Origin of the sequence: Bacillus cereus group sp. MYBK15-3, assembly GCF_051916765.1 — a bacterium.
GTDB lineage: Bacteria > Bacillota > Bacilli > Bacillales > Bacillaceae_G > Bacillus_A > Bacillus_A cereus.
Genome location: NZ_JBQAHG010000007.1, coordinates 92,965 through 113,379, shown reverse-complemented (window position 1 = coordinate 113,379; position 20,415 = coordinate 92,965). Strand labels below are relative to the sequence as shown.

Sequence of the window (20,415 nt, the reverse complement as noted above, 5' to 3'; positions counted from 1 at the left end):
TTGATTAGAATTGAACTTTCTCCTTATTCGCTTTTAAACTCACCAATAAGCTCTTGTAATTCCTGAGAAAGCCAACTTAAAGAAGTCGCTAATTCTGCAATATCTTGTACTGATATTTCTTGCTCTTTCATGCTTTCTTCAACATTACTACTGCTGTTGGCATAAGTATTTGCAATATGTGATAATTCATTTACGACTTGAACAATATTCTGGCTATTTTGTAAAATGTCACTCGAATTACCGGAAACAGCTTTTACTTGATCTGTAACAGATTGCGCTGATTTTGAGATTTTTTCAAAGAAATCTCCACTACTTTGAACAAGCGAAATTCCAGTTTCTACTTCTTTTGAACCTTTTTGCATGGAAACTACAGCATCTTCTGTCTCAGCTTGTGTTTCACCAATCAATTTCGCTATATCTTTTGCAGACGCTTCCGTTTGTTCTGCTAATTTTCGTACTTCATCAGCAACAACTGCAAACCCTCTTCCAGCTGCTCCAGCACGTGAAGCCTCAATAGAAGCATTTAAAGCTAATAAATTTGTTTGATTTGAAATACCTGTAATTACAGTTACGATATCACTAATTTCTTTTGACCTTGTTTCTAACGAATAAATGATGGAAGATAAATCTTGTACTGCATTTTGGATTAAACTCATTTGATTAATAATTTGTCCAATCACTTCATTACCTTCAATTGAATGTTGTTCCATACCTTCAGAAGCAACCGCAACTTGTTTTGCAGCCCCAGTTATTTCTTCTACCTTATCTTCCATTCCATGTACAATTCCTAAACATTGTTGTACTGAAGTTTTTTGAGACTGTGCCCCTACTCTTAAACCTTCAATAGAACTTGCAATCTCTTGAACTGCCATGCTGTTTTCCTCTGTACTCGCCGACAATTCTTGTGAAGAAGAAGAAACTTGCTCAGCAGTTTGCCTTACTTTATCTATAATCCCTTTAAATTTTTCAATCGTGTTATTGAAATAAACATTAATAATTCCAATATCATCTGGTCTTTCTTTTAATTTAATACTTAAGTCACCTTCACCAATTTTACGTAACCCTTCTCGTAAATCTTTTAATGGAGCTAGCGAGTGACGCACGATAAAGAATTGAGTAATAGTCGCAATTGCTAATGAAATAATGATGAAGAGTAAGCCCTGTATCATAAACTTCTCTTTTGTAATAGGAACAATGGAAGCATCTAAGTCAGCCGCAATAATTGCAACAATATTGTTTTCTCCATCTGTAATTGGTTCTAATATTGTCACCCACGAACCTATTTCATCTTCATATACTTCTGTCATTTGAGCCTTTTTCGTATCAATCACTTTATCGTATGCCTTCATCCAATGAGCGGGTTGTTCATAATAATCTCCCGGCTTTATAGGAAACGCATTTGTTAACTCTGTAGTCAAACCAACGAGTTGTAATTCTCGCTTTTCATTCGGCTTTGCTCCTGTAACATACGTTTGTCCAACGCTTTTCAATTCTTTTGATACTTCATCTAATTTCTCTGTTAACTTTTCTTTTTTCACTTTTTCGGCTGTAGGATCTTTCGCCATGTCTCTAACTAATTCTAAATCCAATTTTTTTAATACTATTTCTCCTGTTTCAATAGACTGCCTTTCAAATAAAGACATCATACTATTTTGAAACATGTTGAAACTTAACGCACCCATACTTCCAACAAGCGTCAAAATAACTAGTACGGTTAATAAGACGTTCTTTTGAAGGAACGATAACTTATGCCAATATTTTTTCATTAATATCCACCTTCCTTAATCAACATAAACAAAAAAACAAAATATATGAATATTTTGTTTGAAAATGTTTCTCAATATGTTCGAGAATAAAAAAAAGCCAATGTAAAAGCATTGGCCAAGACCAACCCTATCCGTCCGGTAACTGGCTAGCGTAGCCTTTCGACCTTAGCTCCTGTAGTTTTGCGTCCTCATGTTTCCATCAGTTTGCCTTTCTCGCTGAACGAGTTGAACGATATGGGAGTTCTATGAGAATTAATTTATTCTCTTTCAAAGATTACAACATATAAATCAAAATGTCTACTTATTTAGAGATATAAATACAAATTTTTAATGAATTGCTTTTTCAAAATAATTTCAAAAAGTACGTGAATGTTACTTTTTTTATGTTATATAATAAAAAATGTATAAATAACAAGGATTTCTTCGGGTATTTATTTAATTTTCATTCAAATTAAACTATTCGAATATATCTTAACTAATGAATTTCGGAGGTAGTTTATCATGTTTTGGCTACAATTTCTTACCTTGTTACTCTGTATTTTTATTGGTGCACGCCTAGGCGGAGTTGGTTTAGGAGTAATGGGTGGAGTTGGTATGGCAATACTCGTTTTTGTCTTCCACTTACAACCAACAGCGCCTCCTATCGATGTAATGCTTATGATTTTGGCAGTAATTACAGCTGCTGGTGCTTTGCAAGCCGCTGGAGGAATGGACTACCTTGTTCATCTAGCTGAAAAGGCATTACGAAAAAATCCAAAACGCATTACATTCTTTGCTCCAATTGTTACTTATTTATTTACACTTTGTGCAGGAACTGGTCACGTTGCCTATTCTGTACTTCCTGTTATTGCAGAAGTCTCTCGTGAATCAGGGATTAGACCGGAACGCCCAATGTCGATTGCCGTAATCGCTTCTCAACAAGCAATTACAGCTAGTCCAATTTCAGCTGCCACAGTTGCTCTTTTAGCAATGTTAGCTGACTATAAAATCACTTTATTAGATATTTTAAAAGTGAGTATTCCTTCTACTTTCATTGCTTGTATGTTAGCAGCATTTGTTGCTAGTAAGATGGGAAAAGAATTAAATGAAGACCCTGAATACTTAAAACGATTAAAAGAAGGAATGATTCCTAAGCTTGAAGAGAAAAAAGAATTTGTAGGTGTAAAGGGCGCAAAATTATCGGTTATCCTTTTCCTTGTAGGAACCTTCCTTGTTGTACTTCTTGGTTCATTTGAAGCACTTCGTCCAGGATGGATAGTTGATGGGAAGTTAGCCCGTCTTTCCATGCCGAACACAATTGAGATGGTTATGTTAACTATCGCGGCTCTTATTATTATTTTCTGTAAACCAAATGTAGAAAGCATTGTATCTGGTAACGTCTTTAAAGCAGGAGCAACAGCAGTTGTTGCTATTTTCGGTATCGCTTGGATGGGAGATACTTTCTTTAATGGAAACTTAAATATGATTCAAGGATCCATTCAGCATTTAGTAACAAGTGCACCTTGGCTATTTGCTATCGCACTATTCATTCTATCTATTTTACTGTACAGCCAAGCAGCAACAGTTCGTGCCTTAATGCCACTAGGACTATCTCTTGGTATTCCACCAGCGCTACTGATTGCGATGTTCCCTGCAGTAAATGGATATTTCTTCATTCCAAACTATGGAACAATCGTTGCTGCCATTAACTTTGACCGTACTGGTACAACAGGTATCGGTAAATACGTATTAAATCATAGTTTTATGATTCCGGGCCTAATTGCAACATTTACTTCTATCGGAATTGGAATGCTCTTAATTTCAATTATGTTTTAAAGAAAAAGCACAAACCTTTATTTAAAAAGGTTTGTGCTTTTTTAATCAAATATTTGTTTAAATTTTGGGCAGTCTATTTCTTCATGTAGCACTTAAAATACTACACTTCCTTCCCTACAAACTTCTCTTTACTTCTTCAACTAATTTTCTCGTACTTTCATACGCAGATTCAGCTAAACTAATTGCTGAAATAACTGAAACACCGTCCGCACCCGCTTCTATAACTGCCGCTGTATTTTCAATTGTAATCCCACCAATACCAACGATTGGCACTGTAATTCCTTGTTCTCTAAAATAAGCTAATCCTTTCGTTCCTTGAACCGCTTTCGTATCTTTTTTCGTACTCGTTGGGAAAATAGGTCCAACGCCTAAATAATCTGCTCCATTTTCGATTGCAAAGCGTGCTTCTTCAATTGTATGAGCAGATACGCCGATAATTTTATCTCCCATTTTTTCACGAACAGATGTAATTCCTTCATCATCTTGTCCAACATGAACACCATCTGCATCTAATTCAATGGCTAATTCTACATCATCATTTACAATGAAAGGAACACTATATTCCTTACAAAGCGTCTGCAATTCTTTTGCAAAGCGCACTCTATCTTCTCCGATTAAAGAACTTTCCCCCTTCTCGCGAAACTGAAAAAGTGTCACTCCACCATCTAACGCTTCTTTCAATACAGCTAAAGGATCCCTCGTGCAGTTATTACTTCCCATAATAAAATACACTTGCAATAGCTTAGACATTTTATCTATTTCAATGCGTGCCATTTCTTTCACTCCCTCTTACTCTAACTCCACAATCTTCCCATACTTCTCAATATCACCTGAAGTTGTATTAGCTAATTGATTTAAAAATTCAATTTGGAAACTACCAGGCCCTTTTTCTACCGCCTTAGCAGCTGCCAGTTCCGAAGCTACACCATAAAACGTTAATGCGGCTACTGCTGCTTTTACATAATCTTTTTCCACTGCTACAAATGCTCCTATTACAGAAGTTAGTAAACAACCTGTTCCCGTAACTTTCGTTAAAATAGGGTGACCATTTCGAATAACAATAGTTCTCTCTCCATCTGTAACAACATCTTCTTTTCCAGTAATGACCGCAACTGTATTTAGTTCATCTGCTGCCTGCCTTGCAATACTTACAACATTGCCATTTCCAGTACCAGCGTCTACCCCTTTAATTTCCCATTTCTCATTAATAACATTTGCTATTTCAGCCGCATTTCCGCGGATAATTGCTAAATCTATTTCGGCTGGAATATGTCTCGCAACTTCTGTTCGATACGAAGTTGCTCCTGCACCAACTGGGTCAAATAGTACTGGCACATTGTTCGCATTTGCTGATTTACCCGCGAGTAACATCGCTTCTACTTCTTCAGGACGAAGTGTCCCCATATTTAATACTAACGCTCCAGCAATGCTAGCCATTTCTGCTACTTCTTCTTTTGCATACGCCATTACAGGCGATGCCCCAAGTGCCAACAAACCGTTAGCAGTAAAATTTGTTACAACAACATTTGTAATATTATGAACGAGCGGATTAGATTCTCTCACCAAATACACTACTTTACTAATTTCTTTCATATTCATCCTTTTCATCTCCTAACTATAATGATGGGAGATACACAAAAAGACACTTTGCGCGTACGCAAAGTGCCTGAACATGTGCTTTTACACTCTCCCTACGCTGGCATTATCCAACAGGTTCAAATGGTCAATGACGGACTAGTCATACTCTCAGTTTGCATCCACAAACTCCCATGTGCTTCTTATTCATCTACTTCAAAGTCTACTCTTATTCTACTAAAATAACAAGTTCTTTACTTTTCTATTTAATATAGAAGCAACTGATAAAGTGAAACTTTAATCAGTGATTTTTTTCATCCCCCATTGATTATCGGCCCTCACCAATCGGGCTTTTACGGGCAGTTGTTCTCCCCTAACTTATTTGCTTTCGTTGAATTTTGAGGTGGGGATCTTACTGCCCGTTAATGCGGGATAAAGTGAAACTTTAATTAGTTGGGATTTTGTTCACTCCATTAAAAACAGCTCAAATATGGAGCGAAACTGAATCTCAAGAAGATGTATGCTATATTTAACTTATGGAAATTTGAAAGGATGTTTTTAATATGTCGAAAAGCGTTGTAATCGCTGAAAAACCTTCCGTTGCACGAGATATTGCTCGTGTACTTAAGTGCGATAAAAAAGGAAATGGCTACCTTGAAGGTAGTAAATATATTGTAACTTGGGCTTTAGGTCATCTCGTTACATTAGCAGATCCAGAAAGTTATGATGTGAAATATAAAAAGTGGAATTTAGAAGATTTACCGATGCTACCTGAGCGTTTGAAATTAACGGTTATTAAACAAACTGGTAAACAATTTAATGCTGTAAAAAGTCAGCTACTTAGAAAAGATGTAAATGAAATTATTGTAGCAACAGACGCTGGACGTGAAGGAGAATTGGTTGCTCGTTGGATTATTGATAAGGTTCGAATTAACAAGCCAATCAAACGTCTATGGATTTCATCCGTTACTGATAAAGCAATTAAAGATGGTTTTGCAAATTTAAAACCAGGTAAAGCCTATGACAATTTATACGCTTCAGCAGTTGCACGTTCAGAAGCTGACTGGTATATCGGTCTTAATGCAACTCGTGCTTTAACGACTCGCTTTAATGCTCAGTTAAATTGTGGTCGTGTACAAACCCCTACTGTTGCTATGATTGCTAGTCGTGAAGATGAAATAAAGAACTTCAAAGCTCAAACTTACTACGGCATCGAAGCTCAAACAATGGAGAAGCTCAAACTTACTTGGCAAGATGCAAATGGCAATAGCCGTAGTTTTAATAAAGAAAAAATCGATGGTATTGTAAAAAGTTTAGATAAACAAAATGCTACTGTTGTGGAAATTGATAAGAAACAGAAGAAGTCATTCTCTCCTGGTCTTTACGATTTAACTGAATTGCAACGTGATGCAAATAAAAAGTTCGGTTACTCTGCTAAAGAAACATTAAATATTATGCAAAAATTGTATGAACAGCATAAAGTACTAACGTACCCTCGTACAGATTCACGCTACATTTCATCTGATATCGTCGGAACACTTCCAGAACGTCTAAAAGCATGTGGTGTTGGAGAATACCGTCCCTTCGCACATAAAGTATTACAAAAGCCTATCAAACCTAACAAATCATTTGTTGATGATAGTAAAGTAAGCGATCATCATGCGATTATTCCAACAGAAGGATACGTTAACTTCGCAGCATTCACAGATAAAGAACGCAAAATTTATGATTTAGTTGTAAAACGTTTCTTAGCTGTTTTATTCCCAGCATTCGAATACGAACAACTAACGTTACGCACAAAGGTCGGCAATGAAACATTCATTGCACGCGGAAAAACGATTTTACATGCTGGTTGGAAGGAAGTATACGAAAATCGATTTGAAGACGATGATGTAACTGATGACGTAAAAGAGCAGATTCTACCTCACATTGAAAAGGGCGATACATTAACTGTAAAGTTACTTATGCAAACATCAGGTCAAACGAAAGCACCTGCACGCTTTAATGAAGCAACTTTACTTTCAGCAATGGAGAATCCTACAAAATATATGGATACGCAAAATAAACAACTTGCTGATACGTTAAAATCAACTGGTGGATTAGGTACTGTAGCGACACGTGCAGATATTATCGACAAACTTTTCAATTCTTTCTTAATTGAAAAACGTGGTAAAGATATTCACATTACATCAAAAGGTCGTCAATTACTTGATTTAGTACCAGAAGAATTAAAATCACCTACACTAACTGGTGAGTGGGAACAAAAACTTGAAGCAATTGCAAAAGGAAAATTAAAGAAAGAAGTATTCATTTCGGAAATGAAGAACTATACGAAAGAAATTGTTTCTGAAATTAAATCGAGTGATAAGAAATATAAACATGACAACATTTCAACGAAGTCTTGTCCAGATTGCGGTAAACCAATGCTAGAAGTAAATGGAAAAAAGGGAAAAATGCTCGTATGCCAAGACCGTGAATGTGGTCATCGTAAAAATGTATCTCGTACAACAAATGCTCGCTGTCCGCAATGTAAAAAGAAACTAGAATTACGTGGTGAGGGTGCAGGCCAAATTTTCGCATGTAAATGTGGCTATCGCGAGAAATTATCAACATTCCAAGAGCGACGTAAAAAAGAATCTGGAAACAAAGCCGATAAACGCGACGTTCAAAAATATATGAAACAACAGAAAAAAGAAGAAGAACCATTAAATAACCCATTCGCGGAAGCATTAAAAAAATTAAAATTTGATTAAACAAAAAGGTTCCTACCTCTATCGGTAGGAACCTTTTATTTTAGTGAATGATTTTACTTCCTTTTGCATTCTCAACAAATTTTTCACTTGATTTGTTAATTGGTGTTTTCAGTAATAACGCAGCAACAATCATAACTACTACGAAAACACTTAACACAAGTAAATCTCTTATTACGATATCCCAAAGCATTCCGCCTACCGTTTCACGAATTGCACTAATTGCGTATGTGAACGGTAAGAACGGATAAATTGCTTGGAAGAATTTCGGTGTCATTTGAATTGGGAATGTTCCGCCCGACCCTGCTACTTGTAGTACAAGTAAAATGATCGCCATCGATTTCCCAACGTTTCCGAAAATAGAAACGAGTGAGTATACGATACAAACGAAGACTCCACCAATAAATAAACTAAATAACACAAACCAGAACTTATCGACTACGTACGTACCGAGTAAGAATATATCTCCCATCGATACGATAAACGCTTGTGAAAGACCTATCGTTAAGAATGTTAATAAACGTCCGAAGTAAATTTCATGGCTCTTATAATTCGCACCCTCTTCGTGTACTTCTACCGTTAATAATGAAACCATTAATAATGCGCCTACCCATAATGCAAGCACTGTATAGAATGGTGACATCGCTGAACCGTAGTTCGGCATCGCAAATAATTTATTTTCTTTTAAATTTACTGGATTCGCAAAGTAATCACTTTGCTTTTCAACATCATTTTTCAATAAGCGTATAATGTCTTTTAAATCCTCTTCAGATTCAAAATCACGAATTTTATCTGCTAATTCTTTAATCTTTTTCTCAGTCTCCGGCATTTCAGCTTTAATGTCTACTAATTTCTTTCTACCGTCTACTAAGCCTTTTGATGAATCTTCTAGTAATTTTTTAACATCTGGAAGCTTTTTGTCTGCATCATTTAAAATTTGAGTTGTATTTTTCGACATCTCTTTTGTACGAGCAATTGCTGTATTGAAATTAGGTACAATTTCTGAATCATACGTCGATAATACATCTGTTAATTGAGCTGATCCGCCCTTCGCAGCGTTGTTAATACTTTCAATTACATCTTTTGTAGGTTTCTGGCCATTGTTAAGAAGTGTAATTCCCTTATTCGTTGCCTCTACACCTTTTTGTAAGCTGCTTTTCGCTTTGTTTAATTTTGCGATTCCATTATTAAGGTTTTTATCACTATTTACATCCGCTAAAACCTTATTTGTACTCTCTAGAACTGGAATCATATCATCAATTAAACCGATTCCAGATTGGAATTGACCATTTAAGCTTTTCAAGGCTTCCTTCGAACCTTCTAAACCATTAATACCTTTGTTTTGTACATCCTCTAGTGCTTTTTGGACACTAGATTTAGTACTTTCTAGACCATTTTTCGCTTTATCATAATCAGCTTTTGCATTATCGTATATTTCATTCGCATTAGCTTTCGCTTGATCTACTGTGCTAACTGCTTTTTTATAATCTGCTACAAACGTTTCATTATAATCTTTTTCAGCTTGATCAATTAATGCATTTGCTGCATCTAATTTTTGATTTGCTACATCTGTTACATCTTTCTTTACTTCTTGTCCTGTACCGATAACATTTACAATATCTTTAATACCGTTGTTTGCATTTTCCATACCACTTTTCAGCTTAGTTAGGCGATCCACTCGCCCTTGGAAAAAGCTTTTTCCAAAATCAGTCGTCGCTGAGTTTTGAAGTTCAGTAAATACATTAATAAGATACGAAATACCTTCTGTACGAGCTTGCAATTGATTTGATACTGCATTTAAATCTTTCTTTGCTTGTTCTGGATCAAACTGACCATTTTGCAATCCATTTAAAACACTTTTCCCATAAGCTGTTCCTGCACGTGATGAGCTTAAAACATTATTTACTGTTTGATTAATATTTTGCGCTATACTTTTATATCCGTCATTATTCAACTTAGAAAGGTCCGGTCTTGCAGGGAATTCAGGTAATCCATTCATTCCAGAGAAATCAGGAATATTTAAATCCACACCTGGATTCATTAAAAAGTTAGTAAATACAGCTGCACTATCCATAACGCCTTTTGCTGCTACTAAATCATTTCTTATCGTTCCTGGAGCGTTTTTTAATGTTTGATCTTGTCTTGCAAAGAACTTATCTAAATTCGCCAATGCTTCCTGCCCATCATTTATTACACTCTCTACAACAGGTAAATCTTTCTGCGCTACTTTCACAACATCTTCTGCTCGAGTTGCATCATCTAACGCCTTATCCATAAGTGTATTCATTTCTGGGAACTGCGCTTCTAGCTTAAAGACAAGATCTTTTACTTTTTCGATACTTGGTAAGTTTGTTTCTAAATCGATTCCAAGGTCATTGAAAATTTTAAAAATCTCACCGTTTGCTGTTTTTACAAAGTTTTTACTAATTTCTTCTGTAATACCTGATGCACCTTTTGCTGTAATCTTCGGTGCGATCGCGTTTACTTTTTCATTCACATAGTAATCCAGTTCTGGTTTTTTCGGATTTTCATCCAGAACAGTTGCGATTTTTTCAGAGAAGTCTTTTGGAATCGTAATACTTGCATAATAATCCCCACGCTCAACTCCGTAAATTGCTTGTTTTTCATCCACAAATTTCCAGCCAAGATTTTTGTTTTTCTTAAGGGAGTCTACAATCTCTTTCCCGATATTAATATCTTTCCCTCTTAAATTAGAACCTGCATCTTGGTTAGAAACTGCAATGGGAACCTCTTTTGTATTTCCATATGGATCCCAAGAAGCTTTAATGTTAAACCATGCATATAACGATGGTAAAATCATTAATCCTAAAACAATAACAATTGCAGCCCAATGTTTGGCTACATTCCGTAAATCTGTCTTATAAATACGCCAAATTTGTTTCATAGAAGTTATCACCTAATTATATATTTTTCCTTCTTTAGAAAATGATACATGCATTTTGCAATTATATCACTTTCTACATCGTGTATTAACCAAAAACGTACTATTTTTTCCCATTAACTTTCACTTACTTCATTATATAACGAAGTGAGTCAAAGTATGAATACAAAATGACCAAATCGGTTTTACATTCAATAATAACAAATATATATGAAATGTCATAAAAAATACAAGTATTTTCTCTTGGAAATACTTGTATTCCTAAAAAAAATCCTCACAGCTTTTATTCTCTGTGAGGATTTCTTCTATTATATATCCAATTGAACCTCTACACCGAAATGATCTGAAATTACATTTCTGTTTGTACCATTAAAAATAACTTTTGAAGAATGAACTTTTTTACTTTGGTTACACAATATTAGATCGATTCGCAAATTATGTTTATTTTCATCCCAACCAGCAATCTCACCTTGGACAGTCGTTCCTTCATCCTTCTCTATTGCTAATTCATATGTGTCATACAACCCTTTTTGCATCATATACTCATAACCTTCGCCTTCCAACCGAGCATTGTTATTAAAATCCCCCATTAAGAAGGCGAGCTTATTGCTATCTACACGCTCCATCAAACGATCAACTTGACCTTTGAATGACTCTTCTTCATCATTCCACCAACCGAGATGGCAAGAGTAAAACGTTATATCCTTACCATTATAAGCAATTGTTGTACTTACAATTTTACGTGTTTTCCAATACGTTGTATCCTCGTTTTCTGAAATGAAGAACGTATCTTCTTTTATAATATTATGCTTCGTTATAATCGCTAATCCTTCTTCATACACGTCATAACCAATATGAGAGAAATCCCAAGTAATATTGTAATCTTTTACATGTAGCGCTTTTAACTCTTCTAATAGTAAAAGTCCAAAATTATCTTCTTTCTTGTTACCGCATACATTTTCAGCTTGTATGGACTGACTTACTTCTTGCAATGCGATGACATCGTACTCTTCTTCTTGAATTACTTTAGCAAGGTATTGTATCTTTTCTATTTGATTCTCTTCTTGCCAAGAATGACAGTTTAAAGTTAGCAATTTCATATTATTACGCACCTAACATATCTTGAATGTCTGACTTTAATACGTCAGCTTTCGGACCATATACCGCTTGTACACCTTTATCTTTTACAATAAGCCCTAGAGCACCATTTTGTTTCCACTGTGCTTCTGGTGCAACAACATCTAAATCTTTTACTGTTACACGTAAGCGCGTCATACAAGCATCTACGTCAGCAATATTTTCTTTTCCACCTAATAAATCGATAACTTTTGTTGCTAGTGAACCGTCTTGTACATTTCCTGTTCCTTCTGATGCCTCATCTTCATTATCAATATAGTTACCTGCACGCCCTGGTGTTGGTAAATTGAATTTTTTAATTAAGAAATTAAATAGTGTAAAGTTAAGACCGAAGAACACTAATGAAACAATAACAAAGTTGATTAAGTCTCTTGTTAAACCTGCGTTAACCATCATTGGTGTACGAGTAATTAACTCAATAAATCCAAATGCATGAACACGTAAGTTAATTAAATCAGCTAGCGCGAATGCAAGTCCTGTTGTAATAGCATATACAACATATAATACTGGAGCAATAAACATGAACATGAATTCAATTGGTTCTGTTACACCTGTTAAGAATACTGCTAATGCTGCTGATAAAAACATTGGTTTATATTTTGCACGCTTTTCTTTATCCACGTTACGGAACATCGCAAATGCAATCCCCATTAACGCTGCTGTTGAGCCGATAACTTGTCCAGCTTTGAAACGAGCTGGTACAACGTTATTTAATAAATCGTTATATGCCTTCGTATCTCCATTTGCTAGTAAATTATTTAAATCTGTAATCCATGCAAGCCATAATGGATCTTGTCCTGCTACAACTTGTCCAACTTTTGAACCAGTTAACATCGTATATGTTCCGCCTAGCTCTGTATAGTTCATCGGAATCGTTAACATATGGTGTAAACCAAATGGTAATAATAAACGCTCTAACGTTCCATATACAAACGGTGCAACAACTGGTGCGCTATCTTTTGAAGCTGCAATCCAGCGACCAAATTCATTTAACCCACTTTGGATGAATGGCCATAGAAGTGATAATACAATCGCAGTAACTGTAGACCAAAGAATTACAACGAATGGTACAAATCGTTTTCCATTAAAGAATGCTAATGCCTGTGGCAGTTTATTATAGTTATAATATTTGTTATATAAAGTAGCTCCTAAGAAACCTGTGATGATCCCTACGAACACTCCCATGTTTAATGCAGGTGCACCAAGTACAGAAGTAAAGTAATCTTTTACAATTAAATCTCCCGCTATTACTGAAGAAACTTTCGCTTTTGAATCCGCTAACATTTCAGCGTTTACGCCAAATATAGCTCCTGTAATTCGGTTTGTTAAGACGAATGCTAATAGCGCTGCAAATGCACCACCCGCGCGATCTTTCGCCCAAGATCCCCCAATTGCTACTGCGAATAAGATGTGTAGATTTGTAATGATTGCCCAACCGATGTCTTCCATTACGCGAGCGATTGTATGAACTGCGTTAACATCCCCAGCAGACATACCAATTAACTTACCGATGGAAATCATTAAACCAGCTGCTGGCATTACGGCTACAACAACTAATAAAGCTTTCCCGAACTTTTGCCAAAAATCAAAAGACGTAATTTTCATCTGTTCTTCCTCCCCTTTATTTATAACAACATAATGATTTAAATTATAATTTCTGTCCCTTTTATGAAAACGATTCCTCATATCATTTTTCTTTTTACGCAACCGTTTTCATAAATCTATTTTAATAAAAGCGTTTTCACTTTGCAATAGAAATTTATTTTTTTTCATAAAAAAAGATGCTCAAAGAGCATCCTTTTTTATTATGAAATGCGATAAACCCTTGTTTCATAAGGTTTTAAAGCAATTGTTGTTACTTCTTCATGTTCCGCAACTTCATAGTTATTTAAAAGCAAACGTTTGCGTTCTAGTGCGAATGAACCCTCATTATACACAGCTTCCTCTTTTGAGATATTACTAATTACAATGACTTTTTCATCCTGTAACGTACGTGTATATGCATAAATTTGTGGATCGTCTTCTAAAAGTAAATCGTACGTACCATAGTTCAGTACATCGTGCTCTTTTTTCAGGGCAATCATTTTCTTATAGAAATTGAAAATAGACTTTTCTTCATTTTTTTGCTTTTCAACATTAATTTCTTTGTAATTTGGATTCATGCTAAACCAAGGTGTACTTGTTGTGAAACCAGCATTCATCTCATCATTCCACTGCATAGGTGTACGTGAATTATCGCGGCAAGAAGCCCATATAATCTCCATCATATCTTGATGTGGTACGCCCTCTGCAATTTTCTCGCGGTATAAATTTTTAATTGCTACATCATCGTAATCTTCAATATTTGGTAACTGAACATTTGTCATACCAATTTCTTGGCCTTGATAAATAAACGGTGTACCGTGCATAAAGAAATACATCGCCCCTAGAGCGGTTGCACTTTCACGCCAATATTGTTTATCATCTCCCCATGTTGAAACGATACGTGGTTTATCGTGATTCTCAATATATAAAGCGTTCCATCCTTTATTTTCTAATCCTTTTTGCCATTTCGTTAATACTTTTTTCAATCCTACAACATCAAGGTCTTTCTTCTTCTCTGCATCCCATAAACTTAAATGTTCAAATTGGAATACCATATTGAACTTACCTTGCTCTTCTCCAACCCATAGCTCAGCATCTTCAATCTTAACACCATTTGCTTCACCAACAGTCATAATATCGTACTTAGAGAATGTATTTTCTTTTAGCTCTTCTAATAAAGGTTGAATACCTTTCACATTCATATGTTTATCAAAAGATGGCACATATTTTAACTCTTTTGGATTTGGCATATCCTTGAGGCCTTCTTCTTTTTTAATATGACTGATCGCATCAACGCGGAAACCATCAATACCTTTATCAAGCCACCAATTAACCGTATCATATAGTACTTCGCGAACTTCTTTATTCTCCCAGTTCAAATCTGGTTGTTTACGTGAGAATAGATGTAAATAATATTGTTCTGTTTCTTCATCATATTCCCATGCCGAACCATTAAAAATACTTTCCCAGTTGTTTGGCTCCGCACCATCTTTACCATCATGCCAAATATACCAATCACGCTTCGGATTATCTTTAGATGAACGTGATTCAATAAACCATGGATGTTCATCACTCGTATGATTAATAACTAAATCAATAATTAGCCTCATATCACGCTTATGAACTTCATCTAGTAAAGCATCAAAGTCTGCCATTGTACCAAACTCATCCATAATATCTTGATAATCACTAATATCATAACCATTATCATCATTAGGCGATTTATACATTGGACAAATCCAAATTACATCTATACCTAAATCTTTTAAATAATCCAGTTTTGCAATAATACCTTGTAAATCTCCAATACCATCACCATTTGAATCCATAAAGCTTCGTGGATAAATTTGATAAGCAACCGCTTCTTTCCACCATGTCTTATTCATAGTCATTCTCTCCTTTTGCATCCCATCGGAATTTTATGCAAACGTTTTCGTAACACTATCATAACAAAATATGAACAGTTTGCAACTGTTTTCATTGAACTCTATGTAGATTCTTTATTCTTATGCTTTATTTATTTCTCACAAAGGTAAATCTCATTCTTCACCTCTTCTTGAAACTGGTAGCCCCTCTCTCTTTATAGAAGAAGTTCCTTATATAAAGGCTGTTGAATTTTTTAATGGCGGTAACATCCCTGAAAATTTCAAGCGCTCTGGTTCCTATGTCTATAAACCTATTCCCCTTAAAGGCATTCAAATCATGCAATACTTTCTTTCTCATGCACCAAATAAAGATGCTAGTATTTGGCATCAATCGCCCATAGGTGCTGTTGAAAATATTTCGCCGAATGAAACGGCTTATTTTCATCGTAAAGCAATTATTGCTCAAGAATACATTACCTCTTGGAAATGCGATGATGAAGAAAATCGAAATATACGCTGGGTTAAAGGTTTACGAGAAAACTTAGATCCTTATACATTAGGTGACTATGTGAACTGGCCCGATATCGACATTAAAAATTGGCAAACTAGTTATTATGGCTCTAACTTTCACAGATTACGTAAAGTAAAAATCATGTATGATCCTTGTGATGTTTTTCATTTCCAACAAAGTATCCCTCCTTTTCATACTTGAAAAAAGGGGATAACATAAAAAAATCACCCAATATACCGTTACCTCGCAGTATGTTGGATGATTCAAGTTGATTTTCTATATCGTTTCAAATTCTTGCTCCTACTCATAAACTTTTACTTACAGATTAATTGTATTTCGTATCATTTTCATGCAATGAATGTAATTTAATATTTGGTACTTTATCTTTTTCAATACCTCTATTATAAGAAACAGGAACTTGAAATTCGAATTGCTTTGTCTCATGTTTTTGTAAATAGACTGGTTTCGGTACTGGATAGCTTTTTGAATTCTCGTTTGCATTATCATATAAAACAACTTTTAATGCTTGTGAATGATTACGATAATTTTTTAAAGTAACAATGCACTTCGGTTGGATATTCTCTCCATTTTTCTCCATTCTACACTGGCTATCATCTTTTTTATATTCTATTGCTTCTACGCCTGTTTTTCCTGCATAGTACCATGTTTTATTCAATGTCTGGAGGATGTTATTTAAAATAAACGGCATCATTAAAATTAAAATACTAATGCCTACTACTTTTATCTTATTCGTTTTTCTAAATGTACTAGACTCCTTTTTTCCTAGCCATTTTAAAAATAATATAAATGCAATTACATGTAGTATGAAAGAAACAATCAATATATTTGAGACTTTATAATCCATATAGACATACGTATGTATCGGAACCTTATAGACATTGAATAGTTTTTCCCCAATTAATTCATTATCATTTGGAATTTTTAATAATAACAAAACCCCTATACTGTAACAAATAGCTACTAATCGATCATACTCAATACGAATCATTCTTTCTCCCCTTCACTTTGTATTTTATTATCGATTTTAGCTATTATTACCATACTATACAATCTTTTTATAGAGGATAACGTAAAAAAGTTCCTTATAAATATATAAAGAACCTTATTAATATACACTATGAATTAAAAAATCAATATACAATTTTCACATTGAAATTTCTTCAAAATATGTTGGATCATGTATTGTAATTTTTTTATCTAAAATTGTAACAATGCTATCATTTTTTAATTGTTTTAATACGCTGCTAACTGTCTCTCGAGATGTTCCAGATATTTTGGATATTTCAATTGTTGTAAGTGGACATGAAATTACAATCTTTTCCCCACTCTGTTCTCCTAAATCCTGCATTAAATAATTTAACGTTTGGATAACACGATCTTGTGCATTAGGAATTGTAATATTTTGCACTCGATTTTCGTTCAATTTTAATATAGATGATAATTGCTGAACAACGTACATCAATTGCGTTCTGCTGGATTTTACCATATCTTCAAAGATTACCGTTGGAATATAATATACCTCCACATCCGTCATTGCTTCTGCTGTATAGTTATATCCTCTGTCTGTAAACATGCCACCATAAGGAAAAATAGAATATCGCTTTACATAGTCATCGTATAATAAGTTCCCATTTTGATTAACCCGCTCTAACTTTACAAAACCATCTAACATGAAGTAGATTCTTTCCCTTGAATCTCCTTCTAAAAATAAAAATTGACCTTTTTTATAAGTTCGCCAATAAACAAACTCTGTTAAGCCTTTCAATTTTTTTTCTGTTAAATGAGCAAATAATTCGAACTGCTTTAAGTCCTTAACTACGTTCCGTCTATTCATAAAATTCCCTCTCTCTTGCTGTATGTTGGAGCGAAAAATCAAGAAAGCGTATTCAATTTGAATTTTATCATAATTAACTTACATATTCAGATTTCATCATGAAAACTTTATGAACAATGAGTACAAAAAATATTAATAAATAAAAAGAATGAAGTTACTAACTCCATTCTTTTTTACTACTAAGTAGCGTACATAAGAATTTAAACATATATGCATACATTCTGTTTTGAAATAATAGTACCAGCTTTTTCTTCTAGTGCTTCATATACTTTTTCTAAAGACGTAATAATTGTTTTTCTTTTTGGATTTGTATTAACAAAATTAATAGCAGCTTCAATTTTTGGAAGCATGCTTCCCGCAGCGAATTGTTGTTCTTCAATATATTCTTCTAATTGATTCACTGTGACATGCTCTAATTTTTTTTGATTCTGTTGATTATAATTTACATACACATGATCAACTGCAGTTAAAATAACGAGCGTATCGGCATCTACTAATTCTGCTAATTTCTGCGCAGCGAAATCTTTATCGATAACTGCTTCAGTTCCTTTTAGCCCTTCTTCGGAATCAATTACTGGAATTCCACCTCCGCCAACAGCTATCACTATATTTCCATCTTCGACCAAAGAATTAATCACTTTATGTTCATGAATACTTACAGGCTTCGGTGATGGAACAACGCGTCTCCACCCTCTACCAGCATCTTCTTTAAACACTGCTTTTGTTTCATCCATTAATCTTCTGGCCTCTTCTTCTGTATAAAAAGGACCAATTGGTTTAGTTGGATTTTTAAATGCCTCATCTTTTTTATCCACAACAACACGTGTTATAACCGTTGCTACGTCTTTTTTTATATTCCGTTTTTTCAATGCCTTTTCAATCGCATTTTCCATCCAATATCCAATCATTCCTTGACTCATTGCCCCACAAGTATCTAATGGCATTGCAGGTGTCTTTTCCGTTTCTGCAGCTTTTTGCTGTAATAAAATATTCCCCACTTGTGGGCCATTTCCATGCGCAATTACTATATCTACATCATTTTCCATTATTTTCACAAGTTGTTCTGCCGTTTTTTCCAACGCTTCTTGCTGCGCTCCCGCAGTAGCTTCTCCAGACTGTATCGCATTTCCCCCTAGTGCAACTACAATTTTTCTTCGTGCCATATTCCAGCCCTCCAGTTGATTTCGCTTTCACAGCGCTTTATAAAGTAATACTGCCTGTAATTAATCCATAAATCGCAAAGAATGCTAAAGCACCAATTGCTACGGATGATGCTAATTCCACTCGAGTAAATATTTGCTTCGAACTCTTTTGCTTTTGAACATTGTAAAAAATAAAAATACCTGGCGCATATAAAGTCATTGTTAATAATAAATACTCTAAACCAGCTGCATAAACTAACCACACGCCATAAATACTGGCTATCAAACCAATTACTATATTTTTATTTCGATCTACTTCTTCAGAATTTAAGCTATGCTTCAGTTGATAAAATGCTGAAAAAGCATATGGAATTAAAATAGCTGAAGATGCTAAAGAGAATGCAAAGTTATACGCCTGATCAGAAACAACGAATGTTAACAAGAACATTTGTATTAAACCATTTGTTATCCACAATGAATTTACTGGAGCCTTATTTTTATTTTCTTTTGCGAACCATTTTGGAAATACTCCATCTTTAGCCGCTAAATATGGAATTTCAGAAGCGAGCAAAGTCCAACCTAACCAAGCACCTAATACAGAGATGACCAAACCTAAATTAATAAAGATAGCACCCCATTTTCCAACAACACTTTCAAATAAATAAGCCATAGCCGGATTTTTCAAACCCGCAATATCTGCTTGCTGCATAAGTCCAAGAGACAATAATGTGATTAAAATATAAATGATGAGTGTACCAATTAAGCCAATAACGGTTGCTTTCCCTACATCACTTCTATTTTTTGCTCGACTGGATAAAATAACAGCCCCTTCTACCCCAATGAATACCCATAAAGTTACAAGCATTGTACTTTTAACTTGGCTGCCAACTGCTCCCCATGAAAAAGAACCAGTTTGCCCCCAAAATCCATCTAAGAACGTATCAATATGAAACGCGAAGATTCCTATGACAATAAATACAAATACAGGTACTAATTTTGCGATTGTAGTTACTAAATTCACAAGTGCTGCTGATTGAACTCCACGTAAAATTAACATGTGAACACACCATAATAATACGCTTGCACCAATAATGGACGCTACATTTTGCCCGCCTTCAAAGATTGGGAAGAAATATCCTAATGAAGAAAACAATAATGTACCGTAAGCTACATTTCCAAGCCAAGCAGATAGCCAGTATCCCCACGCACTATTAAACCCCATAAAATTACCAAATCCTGCTTTTGCATAGCTAAAAATACCACCATCTAAATCTGGCCGTTTTACAGTTAGATTTTGAAAAGATAATCCAAGTGCAATCATCCCAATTCCTGTTATAACCCAGCCAATAATAATGGCTCCAGCACCAGCACCTTTTGCCATATCACTCGCTAAATTAAAGGCTCCACCGCCAATCATAGACCCAACTACAAGAGCCGTTAGTGTAAACAACCCTAATTTCTTATCTTCACCCATTCCACTCACCTCTCTTAAATTGCAATAACAATACAAAAG

At 34.9% G+C, this 20,415-nt stretch carries 13 protein-coding genes, 1 pseudogene and 2 riboswitches; of the genes and pseudogenes, 3 read left to right on the top strand and 11 right to left on the bottom strand.

Annotated features, from left to right (window positions below; genetic code table 11):
* Positions 1 to 23: 23 nt before the first annotated feature.
* Positions 24 to 1,766 carry a methyl-accepting chemotaxis protein gene (locus tag ACTFR8_RS25185; RefSeq protein WP_061140017.1) on the bottom strand — a complete coding sequence of 581 codons (1,743 nt, stop codon included), beginning with the start codon at positions 1,764 to 1,766 and terminating at the stop codon, positions 24 to 26.
* 134 nt (positions 1,767 to 1,900) lie between these two features.
* A riboswitch (cyclic di-GMP riboswitch) is annotated at positions 1,901 to 1,985 on the bottom strand.
* Between the two features lie 282 nt (positions 1,986 to 2,267).
* Here ACTFR8_RS25185 and ACTFR8_RS25180 point away from each other — a divergent pair.
* Entirely contained in the window at positions 2,268 to 3,581 is a 1,314-nt protein-coding gene (locus ACTFR8_RS25180) for an anaerobic C4-dicarboxylate transporter family protein (RefSeq protein ID WP_000498704.1), read from the top strand.
* A 114-nt stretch (positions 3,582 to 3,695) separates the two neighbouring features.
* Here ACTFR8_RS25180 and thiE read toward each other — a convergent pair whose 3' ends face one another.
* Together thiE and thiM are read right to left on the bottom strand one after the other, a co-directional pair.
* Positions 3,696 to 4,355, bottom strand: a complete 660-nt coding sequence (gene thiE / locus ACTFR8_RS25175; RefSeq protein ID WP_144609925.1) for a thiamine phosphate synthase — start codon at positions 4,353 to 4,355, stop codon at positions 3,696 to 3,698.
* 15 nt (positions 4,356 to 4,370) lie between these two features.
* Positions 4,371 to 5,180 (bottom strand): hydroxyethylthiazole kinase, encoded by an 810-nt coding sequence (gene thiM, locus ACTFR8_RS25170; protein WP_144609926.1) that lies wholly within the window; start codon positions 5,178 to 5,180, stop codon positions 4,371 to 4,373.
* Between the two features lie 72 nt (positions 5,181 to 5,252).
* A riboswitch (TPP riboswitch) is annotated at positions 5,253 to 5,362 on the bottom strand.
* A 357-nt stretch (positions 5,363 to 5,719) separates the two neighbouring features.
* Here thiM and topB point away from each other — a divergent pair.
* Positions 5,720 to 7,909, top strand: coding sequence for a DNA topoisomerase III (gene topB / locus ACTFR8_RS25165; protein ID WP_088045611.1), 2,190 nt, complete (start codon positions 5,720 to 5,722; stop codon positions 7,907 to 7,909).
* Between the two features lie 40 nt (positions 7,910 to 7,949).
* Here the strand turns inward: topB and ACTFR8_RS25160 are convergent, their stop codons facing one another.
* The 4 genes from ACTFR8_RS25160 to ACTFR8_RS25145 all read right to left on the bottom strand — a co-directional run bounded on the left by ACTFR8_RS25160 (position 7,950) and on the right by ACTFR8_RS25145 (position 15,415).
* On the bottom strand, positions 7,950 to 10,811 hold the full coding sequence (locus ACTFR8_RS25160; protein WP_144609927.1) for a YhgE/Pip domain-containing protein: 2,862 nt from the start codon (positions 10,809 to 10,811) through the stop codon (positions 7,950 to 7,952).
* 305 nt (positions 10,812 to 11,116) lie between these two features.
* Positions 11,117 to 11,908, bottom strand: coding sequence for an endonuclease/exonuclease/phosphatase family protein (locus tag ACTFR8_RS25155; protein WP_000771987.1), 792 nt, complete (start codon positions 11,906 to 11,908; stop codon positions 11,117 to 11,119).
* Positions 11,909 to 11,912: 4 nt separating this feature from the next.
* Complete coding sequence (locus tag ACTFR8_RS25150; protein WP_000705560.1) at positions 11,913 to 13,550, bottom strand: PTS transporter subunit IIBC; 1,638 nt, start codon at positions 13,548 to 13,550, stop codon at positions 11,913 to 11,915.
* 200 nt (positions 13,551 to 13,750) lie between these two features.
* On the bottom strand, positions 13,751 to 15,415 hold the full coding sequence (locus ACTFR8_RS25145; RefSeq protein WP_070183517.1) for a glycoside hydrolase family 13 protein: 1,665 nt from the start codon (positions 15,413 to 15,415) through the stop codon (positions 13,751 to 13,753).
* Between the two features lie 154 nt (positions 15,416 to 15,569).
* On the opposite strand from ACTFR8_RS25145, the pseudogene ACTFR8_RS25140 reads away from it, so the two are divergent.
* Positions 15,570 to 16,106, top strand: a pseudogene (locus ACTFR8_RS25140) (BBE domain-containing protein); the annotation flags it as partial.
* A gap of 124 nt (positions 16,107 to 16,230) precedes the next feature.
* Here ACTFR8_RS25140 and ACTFR8_RS25135 read toward each other — a convergent pair.
* The 4 genes from ACTFR8_RS25135 to arcD form a co-directional block, all read right to left on the bottom strand.
* Positions 16,231 to 16,914 (bottom strand): hypothetical protein, encoded by a 684-nt coding sequence (locus ACTFR8_RS25135; RefSeq protein WP_044584085.1) that lies wholly within the window; start codon positions 16,912 to 16,914, stop codon positions 16,231 to 16,233.
* A 156-nt stretch (positions 16,915 to 17,070) separates the two neighbouring features.
* The gene (locus ACTFR8_RS25130) at positions 17,071 to 17,760 is read right to left on the bottom strand and encodes a Crp/Fnr family transcriptional regulator (RefSeq protein ID WP_001081905.1); all 690 of its coding nucleotides are present in this window, start codon (positions 17,758 to 17,760) and stop codon (positions 17,071 to 17,073) included.
* A 200-nt stretch (positions 17,761 to 17,960) separates the two neighbouring features.
* Complete coding sequence (gene arcC, locus ACTFR8_RS25125) at positions 17,961 to 18,923, bottom strand: carbamate kinase (protein ID WP_044584084.1); 963 nt, start codon at positions 18,921 to 18,923, stop codon at positions 17,961 to 17,963.
* A gap of 37 nt (positions 18,924 to 18,960) precedes the next feature.
* Complete coding sequence (gene arcD, locus ACTFR8_RS25120; RefSeq protein ID WP_252209769.1) at positions 18,961 to 20,376, bottom strand: arginine-ornithine antiporter; 1,416 nt, start codon at positions 20,374 to 20,376, stop codon at positions 18,961 to 18,963.
* Positions 20,377 to 20,415 lie beyond the last annotated feature (39 nt).

What these genes read in the sequence shown, in the direction of transcription:
- ACTFR8_RS25185 (WP_061140017.1), bottom strand. Translation starts at nt 1,766, where the DNA reads ATGAAAAAATATTGGCATAAGTTATCGTTCCTTCAAAAGAACGTCTTA.
- ACTFR8_RS25180 (WP_000498704.1), top strand. Translation starts at nt 2,268, where the DNA reads ATGTTTTGGCTACAATTTCTTACCTTGTTACTCTGTATTTTTATTGGT.
- thiE (WP_144609925.1), bottom strand. Translation starts at nt 4,355, where the DNA reads ATGGCACGCATTGAAATAGATAAAATGTCTAAGCTATTGCAAGTGTAT.
- thiM (WP_144609926.1), bottom strand. Translation starts at nt 5,180, where the DNA reads ATGAATATGAAAGAAATTAGTAAAGTAGTGTATTTGGTGAGAGAATCT.
- topB (WP_088045611.1), top strand. Translation starts at nt 5,720, where the DNA reads ATGTCGAAAAGCGTTGTAATCGCTGAAAAACCTTCCGTTGCACGAGAT.
- ACTFR8_RS25160 (WP_144609927.1), bottom strand. Translation starts at nt 10,811, where the DNA reads ATGAAACAAATTTGGCGTATTTATAAGACAGATTTACGGAATGTAGCC.
- ACTFR8_RS25155 (WP_000771987.1), bottom strand. Translation starts at nt 11,908, where the DNA reads ATGAAATTGCTAACTTTAAACTGTCATTCTTGGCAAGAAGAGAATCAA.
- ACTFR8_RS25150 (WP_000705560.1), bottom strand. Translation starts at nt 13,550, where the DNA reads ATGAAAATTACGTCTTTTGATTTTTGGCAAAAGTTCGGGAAAGCTTTA.
- ACTFR8_RS25145 (WP_070183517.1), bottom strand. Translation starts at nt 15,415, where the DNA reads ATGAATAAGACATGGTGGAAAGAAGCGGTTGCTTATCAAATTTATCCA.
- ACTFR8_RS25135 (WP_044584085.1), bottom strand. Translation starts at nt 16,914, where the DNA reads ATGATTCGTATTGAGTATGATCGATTAGTAGCTATTTGTTACAGTATA.
- ACTFR8_RS25130 (WP_001081905.1), bottom strand. Translation starts at nt 17,760, where the DNA reads ATGAATAGACGGAACGTAGTTAAGGACTTAAAGCAGTTCGAATTATTT.
- arcC (WP_044584084.1), bottom strand. Translation starts at nt 18,923, where the DNA reads ATGGCACGAAGAAAAATTGTAGTTGCACTAGGGGGAAATGCGATACAG.
- arcD (WP_252209769.1), bottom strand. Translation starts at nt 20,376, where the DNA reads ATGGGTGAAGATAAGAAATTAGGGTTGTTTACACTAACGGCTCTTGTA.